The following is a 24,716-nucleotide window of genomic DNA, read 5'->3' as shown; positions in this document are numbered from 1 at the left end:
ATTTTTTTGTTGGAAAAGCTAAGTACAATTGATCGTCTATGTAAGTTGCGCGCTACCCCCCTTATAGGTAAAATAAAAAAGCCTTTCATCCCTTACATATAAGTAAGGGGCGAAAAGCTCAATAAACTAACGCGGTACCACCCTTGTTTTGCTGCAATTGCAGCCTTCATTCAGCATGCGTAACGTGCATGTGACGGATCAGCCTACTAAAATGTTCAGCGAATCAATTCGGAAGTGCCCCCAACCTCGGAATTTGCTAACTTTCACCACTGTGTCAGCTCTCTGGAAAATTCTTTTCAGGAAGGTATGTCTTCGTCAAAATTGTTTAGCAACTATTAATTTAGAATTAATCATAACACGTCAAAAACTATTGTCAATTGCTTTTCCAGAAAAAACGAAAAACTGTTAAACGCGAACGGTATTATTGAATTATTTGTGAACGTTCGTGTTTTGGGAGTTAATTATAAAAAAACATCTTGAATTTAACCAAGTGAAAGGAAATAGCATAAGTCGTCTGAAAGGAAGAAATGCAGGAATAAGTGTTATAGTGTGCGTATACTATTCATTTAGAGGAGTGTTGGAAATTGAAAAAGTTAGAATCTCTTGAGCAATTTGAGCAACTTAAACAAGAGGAGAAGGTGATTTTCTTATTCACTGCAGATTGGTGTGCAGATTGCAGAGTAATTGAACCATTCTTGCCGACATTGGAAACAGAATTTGCAGAGTATGAATTTGTTACAATTGATCGTGATGAATTTATAGATTTATGCAGTCAGTTGGATATATTCGGTATTCCTAGCTTCGTAGCATTCAGCGAAGGAACGGAGACAGGTCGTTTTGTCAGTAAGAATCGTAAAACTAAGGAAGAGATCGAAGAGTTTATTAATAGCTTAACGTAATGGAATGGTTGCCGGCGGGAAGATATGTGGCAATTAAACAAAAGGACTGAAGACAACTGCAGAAGTTGTTTTCGGTCCTTTTTATATAAGGAAATTAGCTACAAGAAGCTTTTATGTCGTGTATTACGTGAAATCTTTTAGTTGTTCCATAAGGATTTTAGCGCCTTTTGGACTGATATATATTCCGTTTGACAATAGTTTGTTTTCATCCATCACATCACCCGTGATAAAACACGCTCTGTTGATCTGATATTTTCTCAAAATAATTCTATCGTCTTCTACGAAAATTTCAATCGGGTCGCCCTTATCGATCGACAAAGAATTTCGAAGTTCTTTTGGAATAACAATTCTACCGAGATGATCCACTTTACGAACAATACCTAAAGACTTCATAAGCTCCTCCTCGAAGAAAAGTAGTGGGTAATTTCTATTATACACCAAAACATATCATCTACAATTTACAAAACTTAAATGCGCAGAACAATTTGATAATTCTGCTATACAATTAATTTATTAATGCTATAATAGTCAGTAATTAAATATTTCTTATCAAGAGAAGCTGAGGGATTTGGCCTGATGAAGCTTCAGCAACCTCTGTGCATACAGGAAGGTGCTACCTCCAACAAGATTGTTGTCTTGAGAGATAAGAACGGTGAACGGTCAACCCTCCTTTTCTTATCTAAGAGAAATGAGGGCTTTTTTGTATAGAAATTGTAATAAATGAAAGTCAAGGGGGAAATAGAATGCCGATTAATATACCAAAACATTTACCTGCAGTAGAATTATTGAAAGAAGAAAAAATCTTTATTATGGATGAAGAACGTGCGACAACACAGGATATCCGCCCAATCAATATTTTAATTTTGAACTTGATGCCTGAAAAAGAGAAGACGGAGTTACAATTGCTCCGATTACTTGGTAATACACCTTTACAAGTGAATGTCACATTTCTTAATACAGCTAGCTATGTTTCGAAAAACGTCAGTCAGAATCATTTAGAAACGTTCTATACCACTTTTGAACATGTGAAAAATCGCCGTTTTGATGGCATGATTATCACGGGTGCTCCAATCGAACTTCTACAATTTGAAGATGTAGTCTATTGGAGGGAGTTGGAAGAAATCATGGAATGGACAAAAACGAATGTTACATCTGTCCTCCATATTTGCTGGGGTGCTCAAGCGGCTCTTTATCATCACTACGGAATTGAAAAGTTCGAGTTGCCAAAGAAATGTTTTGGAGTATTCTCACATGATATTACCGATCCGACAGTAAACTTGGCACGTGGATTCAATGATGTATATGTAGCGCCACACTCACGCCATACCGGAGTTTCATTAGAAGAGATAAAGAATCATCCCGATTTGACTCTACTTTCTGCTTCTGAAGAGGCTGGTGCATTCATTGTGATCTCAAATGATGCAAAACATATTATGGTAACTGGACATTTAGAGTATGATGCACACACATTAGGAGATGAATATGCCCGCGATTTAGAAAAAGGTGCGGACATTGATATGCCTGTAAATTATTATCCGAACGATGATCCATCCAAAGAACCTATAAATACTTGGCGTTCCCACACGCATTTATTATTCTCCAATTGGCTCAATTACTATGTCTACCAGAAAACTCCTTATAACTGGAATTAAAGTAATTAGTGTATAAACCTCTATAGTTTGCACATACTCCGACTACTGGAGGTGTATGCAGTGAACATAGATGAATTTTGGCAATTATCCTTTTGGGAAATGACTATGCGAACGGTGATCTCATTTGTTGTGCTGTTGATATTGGCGCGTTTTATGGGGAAAAAACAAGTGTCCCAATTGACTTTCTTTCATTATGTGACAGGTATAACAATCGGTTCAATTGCGGCCAATTTAGCGGGAGAGTCTGAAACGCCATTCTTGAACGGCTTATATGGAATGGTTTTGTGGGCGACGTTGACAATTATTGCCAATTTCTTATCATTCAAATCCATTAAACTCCGCGTATTACTCGATGATAAACCGATGATTGTCATTCAAAACGGAAAGATTTTGGAAGGTTCCATGCGTAAATTACGGTTGAGTTTCAATGATATAAATATGATGCTACGGGAGCAGTCGGTATTTTCGATGAAAGATGTCAATTACGCGATATTCGAAACGAATGGTAATTTAAGTGTCATGCTGAATGCAAGTGAGAAATATGCTACAAAGAAAGATGTCAAAGCACCAGCACCACCGCCAAAATATATTCCGACTGAAATTATTACTAACGGGATAGTAGAAGAGAAAAATATGAGAGAACTTCAATTAACCGACACGTGGCTAACTGAACAGCTAAAAAAACAAGGGATTTCCAAGCCAGAGCATGTTCTCTATGCAGAAATTCAGACAGATGGTAGTTTATATATTAATACATTAAAATCGACTTGACGTGAAGAGCCCTGATTCAATCAGGACTTTTCACGTTTTTTATAAGATTTCCCAATTTCTTTTTTTTGCTACAACGGTAAGTTTTTCATCTGGACGAACTGCTACTGGGCACCCAACCTTCTCTAAGACTGGAAGGTCGGAAATGCTGTCTCCATATGCGAAGCTATTGTCCCAGTCAACAGTTATTCCTTGTAGGGCTTGGTAAATTTGTTCGTTTTTACGTGTACCTTGAATATGTAGGAATGGCCGATCCATTGCAATCTTTTCACCAATAGAAGGGATGTCTGTACCAATAACTTGATCAAATGTCAGGTGACTAGTGACTGCTTTTAAAAAAGGAGTATAAGCACCAGAAACGAGTAGGACATGGTAACCTTCCTTTCGATGTTCTGTCAGTCGATTAATGACTTGTTCATTGAAGTCAGGCATCATTTTATTATGCATACTTTTGAAAAACTCATGTAGTTCTGTCATCGTCAATGAATCCAGGGCTTGTAGATAAAGGCGCATTGAGCGCTCTTTCATAATAGATTCGGGTAGTAATTTTAATTTATAGCGAATATATAGTGGTAATATCGAACGGTAAAAATTTTTATAATACTGCTTGTATGTAGGATGATTCTTTAAATGCTCCATGAGTAATTTAAAGGTTTCTTTAGTGTACAACGTACCATCAAAATCAAAGATCGCAACCCTCATATAAACACTCCTCCATTCTGTTCTTCTTCATAGTATACAAATATAACGAGTGTAAAAGCAAAAAGCAGATGGAGAAAACTCCATCTGCTTGATTTATTACTTATTGTAGGTTGTTGGGCATACCCGGTTGACCTTGCGAAGGCGCAAAAGAATTAAGCAACATATTCATATCCTGATCATTTAATTGTGGAACTTGATAATAGTGATGTTTGTTTTGGTAAATGGACAACTCGTATGCCATTTCTATACAGTTGGGTACGGAATCTGCAAGCACACGGCGAACGACTGGATTACATACTTCTAATGAAGCAGCCGTTTTGCCTGTAGCGCCTTCTTTTGTAGCACCCAACAAAAAGCCGGAGATGATTTCATCATTGATTTCACCTGTAGATTGAATTGGCTTAGTAGGTGCCTTTTCTTTCATACCATAAATGAAGTCGCTGCCTGCCTTCATTTGATAGCGTTGTGTAGGATGTGAGGGATCTTTGCCTGTCTTGAAACTTTCGACAAGGATATTATACTCATCCAGCATGAATCGGTATTGTCGATCGAGAATATCCAAAAGTTCCGGATCCTGGACATGTGGACGTAAAATCATCGCTTGGTTCAATGCTCCGACTGACGCGCTTAATACCTCTTTAACATCAAATAACTCATGTCCACCGTGATTCATCGATGGGGGAACTTGTCCGCCTTGCATGTGTTGAGACGTTTCGAATTGATTTGTCAAATGTTTTTCCTCCTTCAATAGTCATGTACATCGAGATTAGTATGTGAAGTGATCGAAATCTTATGCACATGAAATTGTATTGATGTCCCATGCATAGTTCGCAACGCGCCATCATATCATAAGGATAGAACTCAGGAAGGGTAGTGGAGATACATGCAGATTCATGTAGTTTCGCAAGGGGAGAGTTTATATAAAATTGGTAAAATATATGGTGTGCCATACGAGCAAATAGCAGAAGTTAATGAATTAGAAAGCGATATACGATTGGCTGTAGGACAAGCGCTTGTCATTCCGATAATAGGTTCGTATTACTGGGTGCGACCCGGTGATAGTCTCTATACAATTGCACAAAGGTATGGTCTAACAGTTGCGCGATTGGCAGAAATTAATGCAATCAACCCGACGAGACCGTTAATGATTGGTCAGCGTCTATATATACCACAAGAAGTGAAAACGATGATTGATTCATTATTATATGTAGAACCGCGTAATCCAGTCAGTCAAGATATGCTCTCGGAAGTTCGAGAACGTGTGGATGGTCTTACGTATCTCGCGATGTTCAGTTATGAAGTACAACGTGACGGATCACTCAAAGCACCAGCTCTAGCAGATATTCCTACTATCGCAAAAAACGCAGGTGTTGTAAATTTGCTAGTTCTGACGAATTTAGAAGACTTTACATTCAGTGCGGAATTAGCGCATGTTATTTTTACAGATCAGGCAGTGCAAAACCGAATGATTCAAAGTGCGATTGATATAGCAAAAGAGATCGGCTATGGCGATATTCACTTCGATTTTGAGTTATTATTCCCGGAAGATCGGGAATTATATAATCAATTATTACGCAATGCACGCGATCAAATCCATAAAGCAGGCCTTACGATTTCCACAGCACTTGCACCAAAAGCCGGGGAAGTCACGACAGGTATTTATGGCGCTCATGATTATAAAGTGCATGGAGAAATTGTAGATTTCGTTGTATTGATGACCTATGAATGGGGATATACGTATAGTGCACCACAGGCTGTTAGCCCAATTGGTCCGGTCACAAGAGTAGTAGAATATGCAGTTAGTCAAATCCCGAATGAAAAAATTTTTTTAGGTCAGAATTTATACGGCTATGATTGGATAGCCCCATTTGGTCAATCGGACAGTAAAGCTGCCAGAGCATTAAGCCCGCGTGCCGCTACTAATCTGGCAATTGAGCAGAATGTTGCAATTGAATACGACGCCCTAGCTCAAGCGCCGCATTATACGTATTACGATGAACAAGGAACCGAACATGAGGTGTGGTTTGAAGATGCACGAAGCATCAACGAGAAGTTTAACTTGCTGAAGAGATTCAAGTTGCGGGGAATCATGTATTGGAAACTTGGCTTAGCATTCCCACAAAACTGGCTATTATTAGACGATCGATTTACAATTCGTAAGCGATAAATATAAGAGCCTTTCCTAAAGAAAAAGGAAAGGCTCTGTCATATGAGTTCTCACTCGTTAGTTAACAATTTCATTGCGCTTTGGAACATCTCCATATCTGGATTTACGAGTAAAGCAGGTAGGAAAGCAAAAGTCATGATCAGGAGTAGGTTCGCTCCCAAGATTGATCGAATTGTACTTGTTTTCTTTGTCATAACGCTTCGCCTCTTTCTTTTCGTATTGTTCTCACTAGTATGTGTATGCGCTTACATTTATAACCCCACATAGTTTGTTTGAATAGTTTAATAATACTCCGAACTCACGCGATTGTAAATGATAAAGTTAAAGATAGTACATAAAATTGACACAAAAGTTAAGTCAAAACACAGATATTATAAAAAAATCTTGTAACTTACTATCTTTTCAGTGATAATATTGGAATACAAAGAAATATTTAGAACAATTAAAATTCAATTTATCTAATAGAATTTACTCTTTAATCATATAAGTATATTAAATTATAGCCACTGAGTAAATGAGTGACTGGTCAGTCGACAGTTTTTTTAATTAATACCTAGGGAAAGGGATGATCGCAAATGACAAAGATTGATGAGGTAGAATATAATAATCGCAAACGAGCAAATGATTACGTTCATAATGTATATGAATTGGTGAAGAAAAGGAATCCGGATGAAAAGGAATTTCTACAAGCGACAAGAGAGATTTTTGATTCTCTTCGTCCTGTCTTTGCTAAGCATCCCGAATTTATGGAAAACGGAATACTAGAACGCATCACAGAGCCGGAAAGAATCATTTCCTTCCGTGTAGCGTGGGAAGACGATAAGGGCAAGGTACAGGTAAATAGAGGTTTCCGCGTTCAGTTTAATAGTGACCTCGGACCTTATAAGGGCGGACTTCGTTTCCACCCATCTGTTAATAATAGTATTATGAAATTCCTCGCTTTCGAACAAATTTTCAAAAATGCCTTGACAGGTCAACCAATCGGAGCGGGTAAAGGTGGCTCTGATTTCGATCCGAAGGGTAAATCTGATCGTGAAGTCATGCGCTTTACACAAAGTTTCATGACAGAACTTAGCAGACATATTGGACCGGACATTGACGTGCCAGCAGGCGATATTGGTGTAGGTAAACGTGAAATCGGCTATCTGTTTGGTCAATACAATCGGATTAAAGGTGGCTATGAAGCAGGTATTTTAACTGGGAAAAATCCTGATCACGGTGGAAGTCTTGGTCGGAAAGAAGCAACTGGTTATGGTACAGTATACTTTGTAGATGAAATGCTAAAAGAAAATAATCTTTCATTGGAAGGTCAGACTGTTGTAGTTTCAGGTTCAGGTAATGTTTCGACATATGCAATGGAAAAAGCAATGCAGCTCGGAGCGAAAGTTGTGGCATGTAGTGATTCTGATGGCTATATCTATGACAAGAACGGAATTGATCTTGACTTGGTGAAGGAGCTAAAAGAGTACGGCAATAAACGTATTTGGGAATATACGAAAGAACATATTGATGCCGAGTATCATGCTGATTGCACAGAAATTTGGTCTATTCCATGTGATATTGCATTACCGTGTGCCACACAGAATGAAATCGATGAAATTGCAGCTCATATGCTGATCGCAAATGGTGTAAAAGCGGTCGGTGAAGGCGCAAATATGCCTTGTACAATTGAAGCGATTGAAATTTTTCAAGAGCATAATGTATTATTCGCACCAGCGAAAGCTGCCAATGCTGGCGGTGTAGCCGTGTCTGCTATGGAAATGTCTCAGAACAGTCAACGCCTATCATGGTCAGAAGAACAAGTAGATATGCACTTGAAAGAAGTAATGCAGAACATCTATAAAGACTGTAGTACTGCAGCAGTGGACTATGGTAAACCAGGCAATCTAGTAATGGGCGCCAACGTAGCAGGCTTCCTAAGAGTAGCCGATGCAATGGTTGCGCACGGAATTAGATAAGTAATATAGAACGAGGCTGGGACAAAACCTCAAAAGGTATGAAGGAGAAGACACCTTCATACCTTTTTTAATTCACTGAAACTTATTTATAAAGTTTAATTAGTTAGTAATCAAGAGTGTACTGAAGCGGAAAAAGGCCGACTCCTGCGGGATTCAGCGCGAATGTTGAGACCCCGCAGGTGCGCCAGCGACGAGGAGGCTCAAGCGCGCCTTTTGTAGCGTAGGGGAACGGACTGTTTTTTAAGTTATGTCCCAGCCTCGTTTTTTATACTTTTTTATTGCGTTTCAACTAAAATATGTTATTATAAAAATACACTTAGTTGAATAAACATACACTCGCTTCAATGAGAGGGGATTTACCCATGGAAAAGAAAAAAGTCGTTTTAGCCTATTCAGGCGGTTTAGACACTTCCGTTGCAATTCAATGGTTAACGGATCAAGGATATAGCGTCATTGCGGTTTGCTTAGATGTCGGTGAAGGGAAAGATCTTACCTTCATTAAGGAAAAGGCTCTTACGGTAGGCGCAGTCAGTAGCTATGTTATAGATGCCCGCGAAGAATTCGCACAGGATTTCGTCCTTCTTTCATTACAAGCTCAAACATATTATGAGAATAAATATCCACTTGTCTCTGCCTTATCCCGTCCGCTCATTTCCAAAAAGTTAGTGGAAATTGCACATCAAGAACAAGCGACGGCAGTAGCTCATGGATGCACCGGAAAAGGAAATGACCAAGTACGTTTTGAAGTAGCGATCAAGTCGCTAGATCCAACGCTTGAAGTCGTAGCGCCTGTACGTTCATGGAGCTGGTCACGTGAAGAAGAAATTCATTATGCACAAGAACATCATATTCCGATTCCAATTGACCTGGATAATCCATACTCAGTGGACCAAAACTTATGGGGACGTGCAAATGAATGTGGAATTTTAGAAGACCCATGGGCAACACCTCCAGAGGACGCATTTGGTTTAACGGTTTCCATTGAAAATGCACCCGATACTGCTGATATTATCGAGATTGGCTTTGAACAAGGTGTTCCGGTTACGATTGATGGGGAAAAGTATATATTAAGTGAATTGATTACAAAGTTGAATGAAGTGGCTGGCAAACATGGGGTGGGTCGTATCGATCATGTAGAAAATCGTTTAGTCGGTATCAAATCCCGTGAAGTATATGAAGCTCCAGGAGCTATTACGTTGTTGAAAGCACATAAGGAACTTGAAGATTTAACGCTTGTGAAAGAATTAGCACACTTCAAACCCATCATTTCACAAAAACTTGGTGAGTTGATTTACAACGGTCTTTGGTTCTCTCCTTTACGTAATGCACTAGAGGCGTTCATTAAAGAGACACAGCAATACGTCAACGGTGTAGTTCGTGTGAAGTTGTTTAAAGGTCATGTAATAGTAGAGGGTCGTAAATCTCCTAATTCCCTATATAATGAGAAATTAGCGACTTATACATCTGATGATGAATTTGATCAAGCCGCAGCGGTCGGTTTCATTAAGCTATGGGGATTACCTACTGAGATGCATAGTATGGTCAATAAAAAGCAAATCGTGAAGAAGCTTTAAAATAGATAGTGAGAGCAGTGTGGCCAAAAGGTTCGCTGCTCTTTTTTGGAACTACTTTACATTCATCTCCGTCTTATGAATATAGCAGGGGGTGAACGAATGAAGAAATTATGGAGGATCATCGTACTGGCAGTTTTAATCATTGCGGGACTGGGGATGTTTTGGATGTTACCAGGAGAAAGAATAAAACAAGCACAACAGATGAAAGCGAATGGAAAATATGACTATGCAATTATTCTAGGGGCCAAAGTGAACGGAGAAGTTCCTTCGCTGTCATTGCGTTACCGATTGGAGAGCGCTGTGGAGTATGCTACGCAATTCCCGCATGTACAGTTGGTTCTTGCAGGCGGACAAGGAAAAGACGAAGACATTAGCGAAGCTGAGGCAATGTATCGCTTTTTACAACAACATGGAATTGCGAAAGAACGCTTAGTTATGGAAGATCAATCTACCTCCACAAATGAGAATCTTCAATTCAGTCAGAATATCATACCTGAAGTGGCGGGAGTGACTATCATCAGCAGTGACTATCACTTGGCTAGAGCGAGGTTTCTTGCAAGACAGATAGGATGGGAGTCTGATGTTGTTGCAGCAAAGACGCCTGAATCCATAAAAGCAAAAGTATTAATTCGAGAGCGTTTGGCTTTGTTAAAAACATGGCTATTCAGACGATAGTGATATTCCCAAATAAAAAGTGACGAAACTCCAAAGAAGTTCTCGTCACTTTTCCTCTTACAAGGAAGAAATTTTATGGAATTCTGGCTGGCCTTCTGTAAATGTAGCCAAATAGTTAAAACCAATGGACTGAAATAACTCTATAGATTCCTTAAACTCATGTGCAATTTCTGTTGTTCTATGCGCATCGGAACCAAGTGTAATGATTTCACCTCCACATTGTTTATATAAACGCAATATATCTTCACTTGGCATATTATGCGGCAATCCGTAGCGAGTTCCCGAAGTATTCAGTTCGATCCCTTTACCTTCTGGTATAATAGTATTGAAGATCTTTTCTAAATAGTCATGAAATAAATGAGCTGGCGGCTGATCGGTATAGCGTTTAATTAAATCTGCGTGTCCAAGCACGCTGTAACGCTTATAATGCTGAACACAATATAATAGTTCTTTATAATACGTCTCAAAAGCTGCCTCTGTCGAACGATCTTCAAATAACTCGCGATAGTGTAAGGACTTATTTTCGACTGTGTGTAGTGAACAAATGACGAAATCAAATTCATGCCCGTCCATCAGTTCTTCGTAAAGATGTAATAGATCAGGCTGCAAGCCGATTTCAACACCTTTTTTAATCTTCAGTTGGCCATTGAATTGTTCATTTAATTGAAGAATCTTTTGTGCATAGTCGAGTTTGTCAAAATCGAAATGAATGGTTTCATCCGGATATTCATAATCAATGTGATCGGTGAAACAGATTTCAGTAAGGCCTTTAGCTAAAGAAGCTTTGGCCATCTCTTCCATGGGGATTTCACAATCCGCTGAAAATGCGCTGTGCATATGGTAATCAAACATAGTTTCCAGTCTCCTTTTCTATAGTACATATTGTAGCAGATGAACGCTGCTTCTAACAGTTGACAACGCTCTACAAAACCATTATAGTAATAATTAACTTTAGCGTGGTAAAGCAGTGAAGTATATTTTACTCATGGAAGGCGGTAGAAGATATCTTGTATTCTGAAATTCTTGGAAACGAACATGAAAAGCATGAAAAGATCATCGGCATATTAGGAAAACGATTCACTACATATGGCTATAAACGCATTAAAACATCCGCATTTGAACAATATGATCTGTATTCCAATGTACGTACCTCAATTAATCAAAATGAAATGATCAAAGTAATTGACTATACCGGTGAAGTACTCGTTTTACGACCGGACGTTACGATACCATTGACACAGCAACTCGTTCAGTTGCATGATAATTTACCTGAAGAAATGCGTTATTATTATGTGCAGGAAGTCTTTAGACAGACATTCCAGGAAAGTGAACGAATCGGTAAAACGCAGGCAGGGGTCGAGTTCTATTGCAAGAGTTCACCGGCATCGGATGCTGAAACGATCATGCTTGCATGTCACGCATTACGAGACGTAGGTTTTACAGATGTGAAAATTGAAATTGGTTATGCAGGATTCTTCAATGAATTGATCGCGGATTCCAATATCACAGCAGAACAAACAGCTGAACTCAAGACGTTGATTCAAGCAAAAAACGTCGTAGAAATAGGTCCATTCCTACAGCGGTTGTCAATTGATCCTTCCGTTAAAGAAGTACTCGAGCAATTACCTCTATTATACGGTGCACCTGAAGTAGTGTTTGAAAAACTACAAAACTTACAGGTTAGTGAATCGGCGCAAGAGGCAATCAACTATTTACAAAAAACGTGCGATATCGTCGAATTATATGGATTGAAGAAGCATATCGTCATCGATCTTGGCTTGATCAATCATATGGGGTATTACTCAGGCATCATTTTCCAAGGCTATGTAGAGAATTTTGGCAAGCCGGTATTAATGGGTGGACGCTATGATGCATTAAGTGAAGAGTTTGGCATGAAATTACCGGCAATTGGTTTTGCATGTGAAATCGAATCATTAGTCAAAGCTTCATCCAATAAAGGTCAGAAGGAACGATATAGCATCGACGTGACTGTATTATATGAAGAAAGCCGTATTAAATACGCAATCGATATAACGAATGAGTTAAGAGAGCGTGACTATCGTGTCATTTCTAAATCTATGATTGATGCAAAACACCAGTCAGACAGTCTCTACACGATTCAATTAACAGAACAGCAAAATAAACTAGTAGATCAAGAAGAGACAAAAGAGTTCATCGATTTCAAACAATTGCTTGATTTTATCGCAAGCAAGAAAGGGGTACCTGAATGGATTATCTAACAGTGGCGATGGCAAAAGGACGAACGGCAGAACGTGCGATGAAGTTTCTTGAGAAATCAGATGTACATTTTTCAGAATTCACTGATGAAAGTCGGAAGCTCGTCATTTATGACGACAAGCAAAAGATTAAACTCATTTTTGTCAAAGCAGTAGACGTTCCAGTGTACGTTGAAAAAGGCGCAGCTGACGTAGGGATTGTTGGAAAAGATGTCATGATGGAAGATCCACGTGATGTCTATGAATTACTGGATTTAGGAATTGGACGTTGTAAGCTTGCGGTAGCGGGATATCCCGATACACCAATTGAAAACATACCATTTCTAACAGTTGCTTCAAAATATCCATTAGTTGCGAAAGAGTTTTTCGACAAAAAAGGTATTCGTACTGAAATGATCAAATTAAATGGATCGATTGAACTCGCACCATTGATTGGCATGTCAGATGTCATTGTCGATATCGTCGAAACGGGTACAACATTAAAAGAAAATGGCCTCGTTGTCTTGCAGGAGATGGCGGATGTCAGTGCACGATTAATAGTCAACAAGGCAAGTTATGCTACGAAAACTGAAGATATCCAGCAATTCATCAAAGACATGAAGGAAGGTTTGGAGGTGCGTTCATGAAGATCATTCGTGGGGCTGAATTCATAGAAGAACTACTAGAACGAGATGACTCTAATCAAACGGATTTGGAGTTTGATCGCAATGTCTTATCCATCATTGACAAAGTTCGTTCTGAAGGCGACGAAGCATTACTGGATTTCACTGAACGTTTTGACGGAGTGAAGCTTGACCGCTTGATCGTCACAGAAGAAGAAATCACTGAAGCAGAACAAGCAGTTACAGAAGATTTCTACCGCGCATTGCGTGCAGCAAAAGAGCGAATCACGACTTATCACGAAGCACAAAAAGAGCAATCATGGTTTTTAAATCCGAATGAAGGCATCATGCTCGGTCAGAAAGTAACACCAATCGACAGTGTTGGATTGTACGTCCCGGGCGGAAAAGCCGCCTATCCGTCGACGGTCTTAATGAATGCATTACCGGCTAAAATTGCGGGAGTCGGACGAATTTCCATGGTGACACCCCCACAACGTGACGGCAAGATTAATCCTCACGTTTTAGTAGCAGCGAAAGAAGCGGGAGTCGATCGAATTTTTAAAGTAGGTGGAGCACAAGCAATAGCTGCCCTAGCATACGGAACAGAGACAATTAAAAAGGTCGTTAAAATCACTGGACCTGGAAATGCATACGTTGCGAGAGCGAAAAAGTGGGTGTTCGGTGATGTAGCAATCGATATGATTGCTGGACCAAGTGAAATTTGTGTCGTAGCCGATGCCAATACAAATCCTGTTTATGCAGCAGCAGATTTACTATCTCAAGCAGAGCACGATGAGCGTGCGGCGGCAGTTTGTATCACGACGAGCGAGGTATTTGCGACCGAGCTTTCAAAAGAAGTTGAACGTCAGCTAGCTGAACTTGACCGCAAGGAAATTGCAGCACAATCTATAGAACACTTTGGACGTATCATTGTAGTCGATTCACTACAAGAAGCATTTGATACGGTGAACCGTTTAGCACCAGAACATTTGGAGCTAATGATTGATCATCCTATGGAGCACTTGGCTGCTATACGAAACGCAGGAGCTATTTTCCTAGGCCAGCACTCCCCTGAAGCATTGGGTGACTATATGGCTGGACCGAATCATACATTGCCGACGAGTGGAACAGCAGCGTTTTCTTCCCCATTAGGCGTATATGATTTCATGAAAAAGTCGAGTATTATCTACTATTCTGAGAACGCATTGTTAGAAGTGGCAGATGACATCATTACATTAGCAAATGCCGAACAATTAACAGGACATGCCAACTCGATTAACGTACGAAAGGCAGGATACGAATGCGAAAACAACAATTAACACGTAAGACAGGCGAAACATCTATTGAAATGGAATTTTCGTTAGACGGTACGGGAAAGACGAATATCAACACGGGTGTTGGATTTTTCGACCATATGCTAACGGCATTCGCAAAACACGGACGCTTTGATTTATCCGTAACATGTGATGGCGATGTTGAAGTGGACCAACACCATTCCGTAGAAGACGTTGGTATTGTTCTAGGCCAATTATTCAACCAATGCATCGGCACAAAAGAAGGAATAGAACGCTTTGCGTTAGTTTCCACACCAATGGACGAAGCACTATCCACAGCATCCATCGACATCAGTGGCCGTTCATTCCTTGTATTTAACGTAGACGGAATGAAAGACAAAGTAGGCGAATTCGACACAGAACTAGTCGAAGAATTCTTCCTAGCATTTACAAACAACGCCAAAATCACATTACACATCAACTTGAACTACGGAAAAAATACACACCACATTATAGAATCCGTATTCAAAAGCTTCGGCCGCGCCCTACGAGTAGCCAGCACCATCAACCCAGACGTAAAAGGCATACCTTCTACTAAAGGGTCTTTGTAATAGATTTTTAAGGTTTGATATTTGCTGTAAATTAACAGTAATAACAATTTACTAGTTGATCTTCGTTACAGGCGGCGACTCGGGGGGGATCAGCTCGACAGGTGAGACAACCAAAGGGAGCGAGAGCCGTCACGAAGAACGGCTTTTGCGAGTAAAAGCGAAGCGTTAGGAGCATATCTTTGCACTTGCGACCTGGTTGGCTCACCGCGGGCCCTCCCGAACGCGTCCGCCTGGAACGCAGATCAACGGCGCCAATGAGTTTTTTATGCTTACTTCATTTTATAGGAGGACTAGTTGATGATTTTATTCCCAGCAATCGACATTAGAGACGGCAAATGTGTACGGCTCATTCAAGGTGACTACGCACAAGAAATAATCTATAACGACTCGCCAACAAACATGGCACAAGAGTGGCAAAACCAAGGAGCCGAATACATCCATGTCGTAGACTTAGACGGCGCAAAAACAGGAAACTCCGCCAACAAAAAAGCCATCGAAGCCATCGCAAAAGCAGTCAGTATCCCCGTTCAAGTAGGCGGCGGAATTCGCAATATGGACATTGTCGACTCACATATCGAAAACGGCGTTGCACGTGTCATTATCGGTACGGCAGCTATCCAAGATCCTGAATTTTTGAAAAAGGCCGTTGAAAAGTACGGTGACAAAATTGCTGTCTCCATCGACGCACGTAACGGCTTAGTCGCAACAGACGGTTGGACGGAAACAAGTGACGTCAAAGCAGTTGATTTATTACAGGACTTAGCAGAAATTGGCGTTAGAACAGTTGTCTATACGGATATCATGAAAGACGGCATGCTTCAGGGACCAAACTTTGAAGAACTGAAAATTATGGATGACGCATCTTCAATCGATATTATCGCATCAGGTGGTGTATCTACAGAAGAGGACATTAAGAAACTCGCAGCAGAAGACATGTACGGTGCTATTATCGGGAAAGCATTATACGAAGGCAATTTATCCTTAAAAAAACTATTGGAGGACGACAGTCATGTCAACAACTAAAAAGATCATTCCGTGTTTAGACGTAGATAATCGTAAAGTTGTAAAAGGAAAGAAATTTTTAGACGTTCAGGAAGTGGCAGATCCTCTTACATTAGCAAAAAAGTATGTTGCAGACGGCGCTGATGAACTCGTATTCTATGACATTTCTGCATCCACGAAAAACCGTGGTATGTTCCTTGATTTAATTGAAGAAATTGCAAAAGAAGTGCCGATTCCATTCATCGTAGGCGGAGGAATTCGTACACTCCAAGATGTGGACAAAGTATTTGAATTGGGTGGGAATAAGATATCTATCAATAGTGCAGCTTTGACGAATCCGGAACTAATCAAAGAAGTAGCGGATAAATACGGATCGGAGCGTGTGATGTTATCGATGGATGTTCGTCAAGAAGGCGAAAACAAGTGGTCCGTTTATGCAAAAGGCGGTATGGAAGAGACAGGGATCGATGCAATCGAATGGGCGAAGAAAATGGAAGCACTTGGCGCAGGTGAGCTGGTCGTCAATAGTGTGGACCAAGATGGAGTGAAAGACGGATATAATCTTGCACTCAACCGCGCTATGGCTGAAGCTGTTAATATTCCAATCATCGCAAGTGGTGGTGCAGGAAAACCTGAACACTTTAAAGATGTACTTACGGTAGGACAAGCAGATGCAGCCCTAGCCGCATCCGTATTCCACTTCAATGAAATCAATATTCGAGACTTGAAAAATTACTTAGCAGAAGAAAATATCGCAGTTAGGAATGACTAAAATGACACTAGACATCCATGCATTAAAATTTGACGACAAAGGTCTAATCCCAGCGATTGTACAAGACGATCGCACAGGGGAAGTCCTAATGCTTGCTTATATGAACAAGGATTCAATTGAAAAGACGTTAGAAACAAATGAAACTTGGTTTTATAGCCGTTCGAGACAGGAACTTTGGAATAAAGGCGCAACATCCGGAAATACACAGCAAGTGCAACGTATTTCTGTAGATTGCGATCAAGATACATTACTGATCCAAGTTACTCCACAAGGTCCTGCTTGTCACACGGGCGAAAAAACATGCTTCTTCACAACAGCAATGGAAAAAGAAGAATCATTACGTGAAGTCGTCTATGAAGTAATTGACGAAATCGCAGATCGCAAAGCCAATCCGATAGATGGCTCGTATACGACGTATTTATTCAATGAAGGTATTGACAAAGTGTTGAAAAAAGTCGGAGAGGAATCTACGGAAGTCGTAATCGGTGCAAAAAATGCAGATAAAGAAGAAGTATCCAATGAAATTGCAGATCTGGTCTACCATACGCTTGTATTGATGAATATTCTTGACGTTGATCTAACGGATGTTCAACAAGTGCTACGTGAAAGAAGACCGAAAAAGGAAGTGCTACGCAATGAGTAGATTTCTGAGCACAGTTGCACGCCGTACAGAACCTTATGTTCCGGGTGAGCAGTTGAATCAGCCAGATATCATTAAATTAAATACGAATGAAAACCCGTATCCACCAAGCCCAAAAGTATTAGAGGCGATTCAAGAGGAGTTAAACGGCAACACATTGCAACGCTACCCTTCACCAACAGTAGATCCATTACGTCACGCGATAGCGGAGACATATGGACTGACAAAAGACCATGTCTTTGTAGGTAATGGCTCTGACGAAGTACTGGCATTTTCATTCATGGCATTTTTCGAGCCAGGAAAACCAATTAGGTTTCCGGAAATTAGCTATAGTTTTTATCCGGTCTATTCCAAGCTATTTAATATATCATTCGAAAAAGTTCCATTAAATGCTGATTTCACATTACCCAAAAAGCAGTTCTATAATTCACCAGGCGGCGTCATTCTGCCAAACCCAAATGCGCCGACAAGTATTTATGCTGAGTTAGATGTAATCGAAGATATTTTGCAAAATAATCAGGATCAAGTAGTCATTATCGATGAAGCATATATAGACTTTGCAGGTCCGTCTGCGATGAAACTGATTGACCACTATCCAAATTTACTTGTGGTTCAAACCACATCTAAATCTCGTGCACTAGCAGGATTGCGTGTCGGATTCGCACTTGGACAACCCGAATTGATAGCAGGATTGACGCGAATCAAAGATTCCTTCAACTCATACACAATTGATCGCTTAGCTATGGCGGGGGCTACCGCTGCATTTGTTGATCATGCATACTTCTCGGAAAGTACAAATAAAATCATTCGCACACGTGAATCTACAGTCCATACTTTAAAAGAGTTAGGCTTTGAAGTTCTCCCATCCGATGCAAACTTCGTCTTCGTTAAGCCTTTACACAAGGACGCAAAAGTGTTGTATCAACAATTAAAAGATCGTGGAATTTTAGTCCGTCACTTCGACCAAGCGGATATTCGTGATTATTTACGTATTTCGATCGGTACAGACGATCAGATGAATACGCTGTTTGAAGTGCTTAAGCAACTTACTAGATGAATAAATTGATCAAAAGCCATTCGATACTGAATGGCTTTTTCTTGTCGTAAATGTATAGAAAGATGCATAGATGGTTGCTATAGTAGCTTTTGCGACAATACATGACAAATGAAAGATGTATATGTATACAAATGCATGTATTTTTAATATTTTCTATTGTATTTTTATACACTTTGACTTATAATAATAAAAAGAAGCTTGATTGGAGAGATAAATTTATGAAAACTAAAAATATAATCATTATTGGTGCGGCAGGAAGAGACTTCCACAATTTTAATACATACTACCGTGGTAAAGAAGAATACAATGTCGTGGCATTTACAGCTACGCAAATCCCGGATATCGATGGACGTAAATATCCAAGTGAATTAGCTGGTGAATTGTATCCTGAAGGAATTCCTATTTATTCACAAGATCAGCTACCTGAGTTAATCAAAGAACTAGAAGTAGATGAATGTGTTTTCTCATATAGTGACTTAAGCTACGAAAAGGTTATGGGAATTGGTGCAATTGTGAACTCGGCAGGTGCTAATTTTACACTCCTTGGATCAAAAGCAACGATGATTAAAAGTAATAAACCAGTTATTTCTGTTTGTGCGGTTAGAACGGGAACAGGGAAGAGCCAAACATCCCGTAAAATTATCGAAACATTGCTTGAGCATGATTTGAAAGTAGTAGCTGTTCGTCATCCAATGCCTTATGGCGACTTGGCTGAACAACGTGTGCAGCGTTATGCAACGGTAGAAGATTTCAAAAAACATAAATGTACGATTGAAGAAATGGAAGAATATGAGCCGCACGTTGACCGTGGAAATATCATCTATGCAGGGGTAGATTACCAGGATATTCTGGATGCTGCTGAAAATGATCCAGACGGCTGTGACGTAATCCTTTGGGATGGCGGGAACAATGACTTTTCATTCTACGAGCCAGACTTGGCGATCACAGTTCTCGATCCACACCGTCCAGGCCATGAATTGAAATACTACCCAGGTGAAGTATGCTTGCGTACAACAGATGTGTCTATTATCAACAAAATTGATAGTGCATCGGAAAAAGCAATTCAAACGGTTGAAAACAATATTAAATTTGCAGCACCAAACAGTACAATTATTAAAGCGGAATCAAAAATTTCTGTTGATAATCCTGAAATCATCAAAGGCAAGCGCGTGCTAATTGTTGAAGATGGTCCGACATTGACTCACGGTGAAATGAAACTGGGTGCAGGTGTAATTGCAGCACAGCGTCTTGGTGCAGCTGAAATTGTTGACCCACGTCCATTTGCAGTAGGAAGCTTAATCACAACTTTTGATAAGTATCAGCACATCGAAAATATTTTACCAGCAATGGGCTACGGCGAAGAACAGTTAAAAGATTTGGAAGCGACGATCAATGCAGCTGATGTAGATGCAGTCATTATTGGTACACCTATGGACCTGTCACGAGTCATTAATATAAACAAGCCATGCACACGTGTCTATTATGATTTGGATGAAATCGGAACCCCAAATCTTGAAACAGTACTAACAGACTTCATCAAAAAGCATAAACTTACTACGACAAATGTGTAAGAAAAGATAGCTTATCGAGCACTTGCACCGGATGGAAATTCGGTTGCAGGTGCTTTTTTCTGCTATACTACGAATAGGACAGTAAGGGGGTAGGAACTTGTTTAATTCAAAAATTATCGATCTTGTCATTGGCGTGGTGATGGCATACTTTGCATATGATCGAATCGCTACAGGACATACCGGTATGGGGATCTTTTTTGTCGTACTCGCAGCATTGAACCTATTATCATTTTTCATGAAGCTTAGAACGGACAAAGACGTTCAGCAAAAATGATTATAAATCTAATCAGTTGTTCCTTTTACTGCAAACTTGTAGTATAATAACAAGATTGCAATTTTGAAATGAGGCTAGAAATCACATGAAAAAATCCATATATGGTTTGACAATTGAACAATTGACAAACTTCTTCATAGAAAACGGACAACAGAAATTCCGAGCAGCCCAAGTATGGGACTGGCTCTACAAGAAACGTGTACTGTCCTTTGATGAAATGAAAAATATCAATCAAGAAGCGCGAGACTTGTTGGATGAGAACTTCTCGATCCAAACACTTGAACAAAATGTCAAGCAAGTATCACAAGACGGCACAGTGAAGTTTCTCTTTAAAATGGAAGATGGCAACTTGATTGAAACGGTTTTAATGAAATTCCCTTATGGCTATTCTGTGTGTGTGACGACACAGGTAGGATGTAATATCGGATGCAGTTTTTGCGCAAGTGGTTTATTGCGTAAAAATCGTGATTTAAGCGCAGGGGAAATTGTTGGTCAAATCATGAAAGTTCAAGAGCATCTGGACGGCAAAGGTGAAGACGAGCGTGTCAGTCATATCGTTGTCATGGGAATCGGCGAACCATTCGATAACTATGCGAATTTGATGAATTTCTTGCATATTGTCAACGATCAAAAAGGTCTCTCTATTGGTGCGCGTCATATCACCGTTTCCACAAGTGGTTTGACTGAGAAAATTAAAGACTTTGCGGATGAAAACATTCAGATTAATTTAGCTGTTTCATTACACGCACCTAATAATGAGTTACGCTCATCTATCATGAAAATTAACAAAGCATTCCCGATAGAGAAACTAATGGATTCCATTAACTATTATTTAGAAACTACTAATCGTCGAATCACATTCGAATACATTTTACTGCGCGATGTGAATGATCATGTAAAAGAGGCGGAAGAACTAGGCAGGCTGTTGGCTGATAAACGTCACTTGTCTTATGTCAATTTGATTCCTTATAATCCGGTAGACGAGCACGGTCAGTATCAACGCAGTGAACCCGAGGCCATTAAATCGTTTTACGAAGCACTTAAACGTAAAGGCATCAACTGTGGAGTACGTCTTGAGAACGGTACGGATATCGATGCAGCATGTGGTCAATTGAGAAGTAAACAAATCAAGAAAGTAAAAAAACAACCGGTCGGAGAATAATTCTCCAACCGGTTTTTAGTTTTTGCGAGCTAATTTTACAATAAACTGTACAATAATGGAGATTGCTAGTCCGAAAGATGAAATAATGAATAAAGATAAAATTCCGATTGCTTCCGAGAATTCATTATCCATCATTAGGAAGCTGCGGAACATTTCAGCAAATGCTAGAACAAGAACGACCATGAACATTTTAAATGCAATGGATAGCTCATAGAATAATAAGAGGGAGCTGACAATGCCGACCATAAGACCGAACACTGCAAACGTCAAATAATTATTGACGACTAGGTCATGTCCAAGTACTGTCCGTACGCCTAAAATGAGTAGAACAAATGAAATCAATGCAGTAAAAAAACCGGCTTTCCAATAACGAGGATCCAACACGTACACCTGCTTTCCTATCCTAGTATAGCGGATTCGAAGAAATACGTCACGCCCTCCGACTATTATTTCATGCGTTTTAAATCAGCCAATAATTCTTCTTTATAAGATTCATTTGAGAAATTATATTCCTTCATCATATAGCCTTCTGAATCCATTAGATAAAAATTTGTGCCATGGACAACTTGAGTGGAAGATTCATGTTTCAGCACAAAAGTCTGGAACTCTTCACGTGCAAATGCTTCAAATTCTAGTTGTGTGTAGCCTGTCAGCAAATGCCAGTTGGATTCATCATCCGTGAAGTTTGCGATATAGTCTTTCAATACTGCAGGTGTATCGGTATTAGGGTCGACAGAAAACGAAATGAAGTTCATTTCGATGTCCCGATCTTTCAATTCAGCTTGTAGATCTGCCATCTCACTCGTTAATGTCGGACATACTGTTGTACAATTCGTGAAGATGAAGTCTGCAATCCAGGGCGAACCAGATAGATATTTAGAATTAAATGGTTGATTATGTTGATCCGTAAAGGTGAATTCACGAACTTGTTTCCCACGCTCAAGTGGTTCACTGCAACCACTGACGAATACTATGAGGATCAACATAAAAGGAATCAAACGTTTCAACTGCTTTCACTCCTTTCGCATTTGCTCAGGCAATTCGATCACCACAATAGTTTCTGTTGTTTCATTGGAAATCGTGAATGTTCCTTCGTGTAACCTTACAATTTCTTTGACGATCGACAGGCCAAGTCCAGTACCGCCTGTCGTGCGAGTTCGTGCTTTATCGGTACGGAAAAAACGTTCTCCGATATGATCTATGTCCTCATCTCCGATTGTCACGCCGTCATTCGCGATGTGGTATTGTACACCGTGTTTACTGGCCGTAAGGTGAATAGCAATGGATTGCGCGGCGTATTTTACCGCATTATCAATCGTATTATAAAAAACTTGTTGCAATCGTTTTGGATCTCCTTCTAAAATCAATTCCTCATCAATTGATATGCGCAACTGAATATCTTTTTCCTCTAACCGGATTACGAATAATTCCAATGTATCTAACAGTAATTGCGCAATCGCAATTGGTTCGTTTACTAATGAATAAACATCCTGCTCTAAATGATTTAGCTCGACTAAATCATGTATGAGCTTTTTCAGGCGTTCAGTTTCTTTCTCGATGGTCGATAAGTATTGTTTTACATCATCAGAAGACGAATCGATTTTATCGCGTGAAAGTTGCGCATAACCGCTAATATACGTCAAAGGTGTCCTGAGCTCATGTACAATATTTGACGTGAAGTCTTTCTTGCGCTGATCTTGTTCTTCAAGAGAACGACTCATTGAATCAAATGCAGTCGAAAGCTTACCTATTTCATCTGTCCGTAACATATTGAGTCGATTCGAATAATCGCCTTTAGACACTTCTTCCGAATAGATCTGCAATGTTTGCAGTGGCTCGAACAACGAACGCCATACACGTTGCAAAATCAAAAATAGAATAAAGAAGAAAATACTGCCTACAAGTACCATGAGCGGAAGACTATCATGGAACACATCTTGGATCGCGGCGAGCGGAACATAAATATAAATAAAACCGATCAGTCCATTTTCACCTTTAATAGGGAAGATCCCACCGAAGATTTCCCGTTTTAGTTCATCCACATAGCCTTCTTTCATAACAGGCTTACCCGTTTCTAGTATCTTCTCGTCGTTTTCATTGATCAGTGATTGATAATTGATCCGATAAGGGAAATGGGACGTTAAATCATCCAGACGGTCTACAACGATGATTTCATACTCCGAGACAATGTTATACCATTGAATCTTTTCAATGATCGAATCACTTAGCTCGCCGTAATGATAGTGAGAAGCTGTTCGATTTCCTTGATATATGATGGACTCTTTAATTTGTTCTTTATATAAATCTGTATACAAGTAATGAATGAAGAAGAATGAAAATAAGATGGTACAGGTGATGCTGCCCAAAAATACAATCAACATCTTTTTGCTCAGATTCAAATTATTCATTCAGGATCCTCTAGTTTGTAGCCGATTCCCCATACCGTTTCAATCATTTTACCTGCGTCCCCTAATTTTAGACGTAGTGTTTTGATATGTGTATCGATTGTACGCTCACTGCTCTGGTGATCATCGCCCCAGACCAATTCAAGTAATTGTTCACGGGAGTATGCGCGCCCTTTATGTTTGACTAGCAACAATAGCAAGCCAAATTCCTTCAAAGTTAGACTTAAAGGTTTTCCGTTAAGCTGTGCGGTATACGAGTCCTCATTAATGGTAAGTGGACCTGCGTGTAATACGAGTGGAGCGGGATTGTGGCGGTATGTTCTGCGTAAGACCGCTTCGATCCGCGCCACAAGTTCTCCTGGTAAGAAGGGCTTGACGATATAATCATCACCACCAAGCTTCAACCCTTGTACTTTATCCCATTCTTCGCCTCGTGCAGATAGGAAAATCAAAGGAATCGAAGAAGTGCGTTTCATCTCCTCTGCAAATGTGAACCCATCCATATAAGGCATCATCACATCGACTATGCATAAATCTATAGTATGTTGCTTAACGGCCGACAAAGCCTGCAAACCGTCACTGGCTTCTATTACGGTATATCCCGCATCTTCGAGAATGACACGAATTAAATCCCGCATTTGCGGTTCATCATCAATGATCAATAATTGGTAACCCAATTCAATACGCCTCATTTCATAAAATCTCTGCACGCTA

At 39.9% G+C, this 24,716-nt stretch carries 27 protein-coding genes and 1 riboswitch; of the genes, 18 read left to right on the top strand and 9 right to left on the bottom strand.

Annotated elements, in window-relative coordinates:
- Positions 1-584 precede the first annotated feature (584 nt).
- Positions 585-899 (top strand): thioredoxin family protein, encoded by a 315-nt coding sequence (locus CSV77_RS05530; RefSeq protein ID WP_099631434.1) that lies wholly within the window; start codon positions 585-587, stop codon positions 897-899.
- A 123-nt stretch (positions 900-1,022) separates the two neighbouring features.
- On the opposite strand, the gene CSV77_RS05525 is transcribed toward CSV77_RS05530, so the two are convergent.
- On the bottom strand, positions 1,023-1,292 hold the full coding sequence (locus tag CSV77_RS05525) for an AbrB/MazE/SpoVT family DNA-binding domain-containing protein (RefSeq protein ID WP_099672593.1): 270 nt from the start codon (positions 1,290-1,292) through the stop codon (positions 1,023-1,025).
- A 150-nt stretch (positions 1,293-1,442) separates the two neighbouring features.
- A riboswitch (SAM riboswitch) is annotated at positions 1,443-1,549 on the top strand.
- 93 nt (positions 1,550-1,642) lie between these two features.
- Here CSV77_RS05525 and metA point away from each other — a divergent pair.
- Both metA and CSV77_RS05515 read left to right on the top strand, forming a co-directional pair.
- Positions 1,643-2,551: a homoserine O-acetyltransferase MetA gene (gene metA / locus CSV77_RS05520; RefSeq protein WP_099636814.1), complete on the top strand. Its 909-nt coding sequence runs from the start codon at positions 1,643-1,645 to the stop codon at positions 2,549-2,551.
- A 66-nt stretch (positions 2,552-2,617) separates the two neighbouring features.
- Positions 2,618-3,322 carry a YetF domain-containing protein gene (locus CSV77_RS05515; RefSeq protein WP_369802737.1) on the top strand — a complete coding sequence of 235 codons (705 nt, stop codon included), beginning with the start codon at positions 2,618-2,620 and terminating at the stop codon, positions 3,320-3,322.
- A 39-nt stretch (positions 3,323-3,361) separates the two neighbouring features.
- Here the strand turns inward: CSV77_RS05515 and CSV77_RS05510 are convergent, their stop codons facing one another.
- The gene (locus CSV77_RS05510; protein ID WP_099672592.1) at positions 3,362-4,021 is read right to left on the bottom strand and encodes an HAD family hydrolase; all 660 of its coding nucleotides are present in this window, start codon (positions 4,019-4,021) and stop codon (positions 3,362-3,364) included.
- A 100-nt stretch (positions 4,022-4,121) separates the two neighbouring features.
- Positions 4,122-4,751 (bottom strand): spore coat protein, encoded by a 630-nt coding sequence (locus CSV77_RS05505; RefSeq protein WP_369802733.1) that lies wholly within the window; start codon positions 4,749-4,751, stop codon positions 4,122-4,124.
- Between the two features lie 153 nt (positions 4,752-4,904).
- Between CSV77_RS05505 and CSV77_RS05500 the strand changes: the two genes are divergently transcribed.
- Entirely contained in the window at positions 4,905-6,188 is a 1,284-nt protein-coding gene (locus CSV77_RS05500; RefSeq protein WP_099672591.1) for a LysM peptidoglycan-binding domain-containing protein, read from the top strand.
- 50 nt (positions 6,189-6,238) lie between these two features.
- Here CSV77_RS05500 and CSV77_RS16990 read toward each other — a convergent pair whose 3' ends face one another.
- Complete coding sequence (locus tag CSV77_RS16990) at positions 6,239-6,382, bottom strand: hypothetical protein (RefSeq protein ID WP_199171272.1); 144 nt, start codon at positions 6,380-6,382, stop codon at positions 6,239-6,241.
- A 381-nt stretch (positions 6,383-6,763) separates the two neighbouring features.
- Between CSV77_RS16990 and gdhA the strand changes: the two genes are divergently transcribed.
- The 3 genes from gdhA to CSV77_RS05485 all read left to right on the top strand — a co-directional run bounded on the left by gdhA (position 6,764) and on the right by CSV77_RS05485 (position 10,395).
- Complete coding sequence (gene gdhA, locus CSV77_RS05495; protein WP_099636817.1) at positions 6,764-8,146, top strand: NADP-specific glutamate dehydrogenase; 1,383 nt, start codon at positions 6,764-6,766, stop codon at positions 8,144-8,146.
- Positions 8,147-8,508: 362 nt separating this feature from the next.
- Complete coding sequence (locus CSV77_RS05490) at positions 8,509-9,720, top strand: argininosuccinate synthase (protein WP_099672590.1); 1,212 nt, start codon at positions 8,509-8,511, stop codon at positions 9,718-9,720.
- 99 nt (positions 9,721-9,819) lie between these two features.
- Positions 9,820-10,395, top strand: a complete 576-nt coding sequence (locus CSV77_RS05485) for a YdcF family protein (protein WP_099672589.1) — start codon at positions 9,820-9,822, stop codon at positions 10,393-10,395.
- Positions 10,396-10,452: 57 nt separating this feature from the next.
- Here the strand turns inward: CSV77_RS05485 and CSV77_RS05480 are convergent, their stop codons facing one another.
- Positions 10,453-11,247, bottom strand: coding sequence for a histidinol-phosphatase HisJ family protein (locus CSV77_RS05480; RefSeq protein ID WP_099672588.1), 795 nt, complete (start codon positions 11,245-11,247; stop codon positions 10,453-10,455).
- A 155-nt stretch (positions 11,248-11,402) separates the two neighbouring features.
- On the opposite strand from CSV77_RS05480, the gene hisZ reads away from it, so the two are divergent.
- The 11 genes from hisZ to rlmN all read left to right on the top strand — a co-directional run bounded on the left by hisZ (position 11,403) and on the right by rlmN (position 21,597).
- A complete protein-coding gene (hisZ, locus tag CSV77_RS05475) occupies positions 11,403-12,635 on the top strand; it encodes an ATP phosphoribosyltransferase regulatory subunit (RefSeq protein WP_158231551.1) in 1,233 nt (410 codons plus the stop codon).
- Complete coding sequence (gene hisG, locus CSV77_RS05470) at positions 12,623-13,258, top strand: ATP phosphoribosyltransferase (protein ID WP_099631444.1); 636 nt, start codon at positions 12,623-12,625, stop codon at positions 13,256-13,258. The genes hisZ and hisG overlap by 13 nt, the downstream gene beginning before the upstream one ends.
- The gene (gene hisD / locus CSV77_RS05465; RefSeq protein WP_099672586.1) at positions 13,255-14,553 is read left to right on the top strand and encodes a histidinol dehydrogenase; all 1,299 of its coding nucleotides are present in this window, start codon (positions 13,255-13,257) and stop codon (positions 14,551-14,553) included. Before hisG ends, hisD begins: the two co-directional genes overlap by 4 nt.
- Positions 14,535-15,119, top strand: a complete 585-nt coding sequence (gene hisB / locus CSV77_RS05460) for an imidazoleglycerol-phosphate dehydratase HisB (RefSeq protein WP_099672585.1) — start codon at positions 14,535-14,537, stop codon at positions 15,117-15,119. Before hisD ends, hisB begins: the two co-directional genes overlap by 19 nt.
- A 297-nt stretch (positions 15,120-15,416) precedes the next feature.
- Entirely contained in the window at positions 15,417-16,142 is a 726-nt protein-coding gene (hisA, locus tag CSV77_RS05455; protein WP_099631447.1) for a 1-(5-phosphoribosyl)-5-[(5-phosphoribosylamino)methylideneamino]imidazole-4-carboxamide isomerase, read from the top strand.
- Complete coding sequence (gene hisF / locus CSV77_RS05450) at positions 16,129-16,893, top strand: imidazole glycerol phosphate synthase subunit HisF (protein WP_099672584.1); 765 nt, start codon at positions 16,129-16,131, stop codon at positions 16,891-16,893. Before hisA ends, hisF begins: the two co-directional genes overlap by 14 nt.
- Complete coding sequence (hisIE, locus tag CSV77_RS05445) at positions 16,886-17,536, top strand: bifunctional phosphoribosyl-AMP cyclohydrolase/phosphoribosyl-ATP diphosphatase HisIE (RefSeq protein WP_099672583.1); 651 nt, start codon at positions 16,886-16,888, stop codon at positions 17,534-17,536. Before hisF ends, hisIE begins: the two co-directional genes overlap by 8 nt.
- A complete protein-coding gene (hisC, locus tag CSV77_RS05440; RefSeq protein ID WP_099672582.1) occupies positions 17,529-18,590 on the top strand; it encodes a histidinol-phosphate transaminase in 1,062 nt (353 codons plus the stop codon). Before hisIE ends, hisC begins: the two co-directional genes overlap by 8 nt.
- A 218-nt stretch (positions 18,591-18,808) precedes the next feature.
- Complete coding sequence (locus CSV77_RS05435; protein ID WP_099672581.1) at positions 18,809-20,161, top strand: cyclic 2,3-diphosphoglycerate synthase; 1,353 nt, start codon at positions 18,809-18,811, stop codon at positions 20,159-20,161.
- A gap of 97 nt (positions 20,162-20,258) precedes the next feature.
- Complete coding sequence (locus CSV77_RS16870; protein WP_158231552.1) at positions 20,259-20,435, top strand: hypothetical protein; 177 nt, start codon at positions 20,259-20,261, stop codon at positions 20,433-20,435.
- A gap of 85 nt (positions 20,436-20,520) precedes the next feature.
- On the top strand, positions 20,521-21,597 hold the full coding sequence (gene rlmN / locus CSV77_RS05430; protein ID WP_099631452.1) for a dual-specificity RNA methyltransferase RlmN: 1,077 nt from the start codon (positions 20,521-20,523) through the stop codon (positions 21,595-21,597).
- Positions 21,598-21,612: 15 nt separating this feature from the next.
- Here rlmN and CSV77_RS05425 read toward each other — a convergent pair whose 3' ends face one another.
- From CSV77_RS05425 to CSV77_RS05410, 4 genes are all read right to left on the bottom strand, one after another.
- Positions 21,613-21,978 (bottom strand): hypothetical protein, encoded by a 366-nt coding sequence (locus CSV77_RS05425; protein ID WP_143560705.1) that lies wholly within the window; start codon positions 21,976-21,978, stop codon positions 21,613-21,615.
- Between the two features lie 65 nt (positions 21,979-22,043).
- Positions 22,044-22,604 carry an SCO family protein gene (locus CSV77_RS05420; RefSeq protein ID WP_099672580.1) on the bottom strand — a complete coding sequence of 187 codons (561 nt, stop codon included), beginning with the start codon at positions 22,602-22,604 and terminating at the stop codon, positions 22,044-22,046.
- 6 nt (positions 22,605-22,610) lie between these two features.
- Entirely contained in the window at positions 22,611-24,005 is a 1,395-nt protein-coding gene (locus CSV77_RS05415) for a sensor histidine kinase (protein ID WP_099672579.1), read from the bottom strand.
- Positions 24,002-24,679 (bottom strand): response regulator transcription factor, encoded by a 678-nt coding sequence (locus CSV77_RS05410; protein ID WP_369802731.1) that lies wholly within the window; start codon positions 24,677-24,679, stop codon positions 24,002-24,004. The genes CSV77_RS05415 and CSV77_RS05410 overlap by 4 nt, the downstream gene beginning before the upstream one ends.
- Positions 24,680-24,716 lie beyond the last annotated feature (37 nt).

It is taken from the genome of Sporosarcina sp. P16b (assembly GCF_002743065.1).
Classification (GTDB): Bacteria; Bacillota; Bacilli; order Bacillales_A; family Planococcaceae; genus Sporosarcina.
This window is presented reverse-complemented; position numbering and strand designations above follow the sequence as displayed.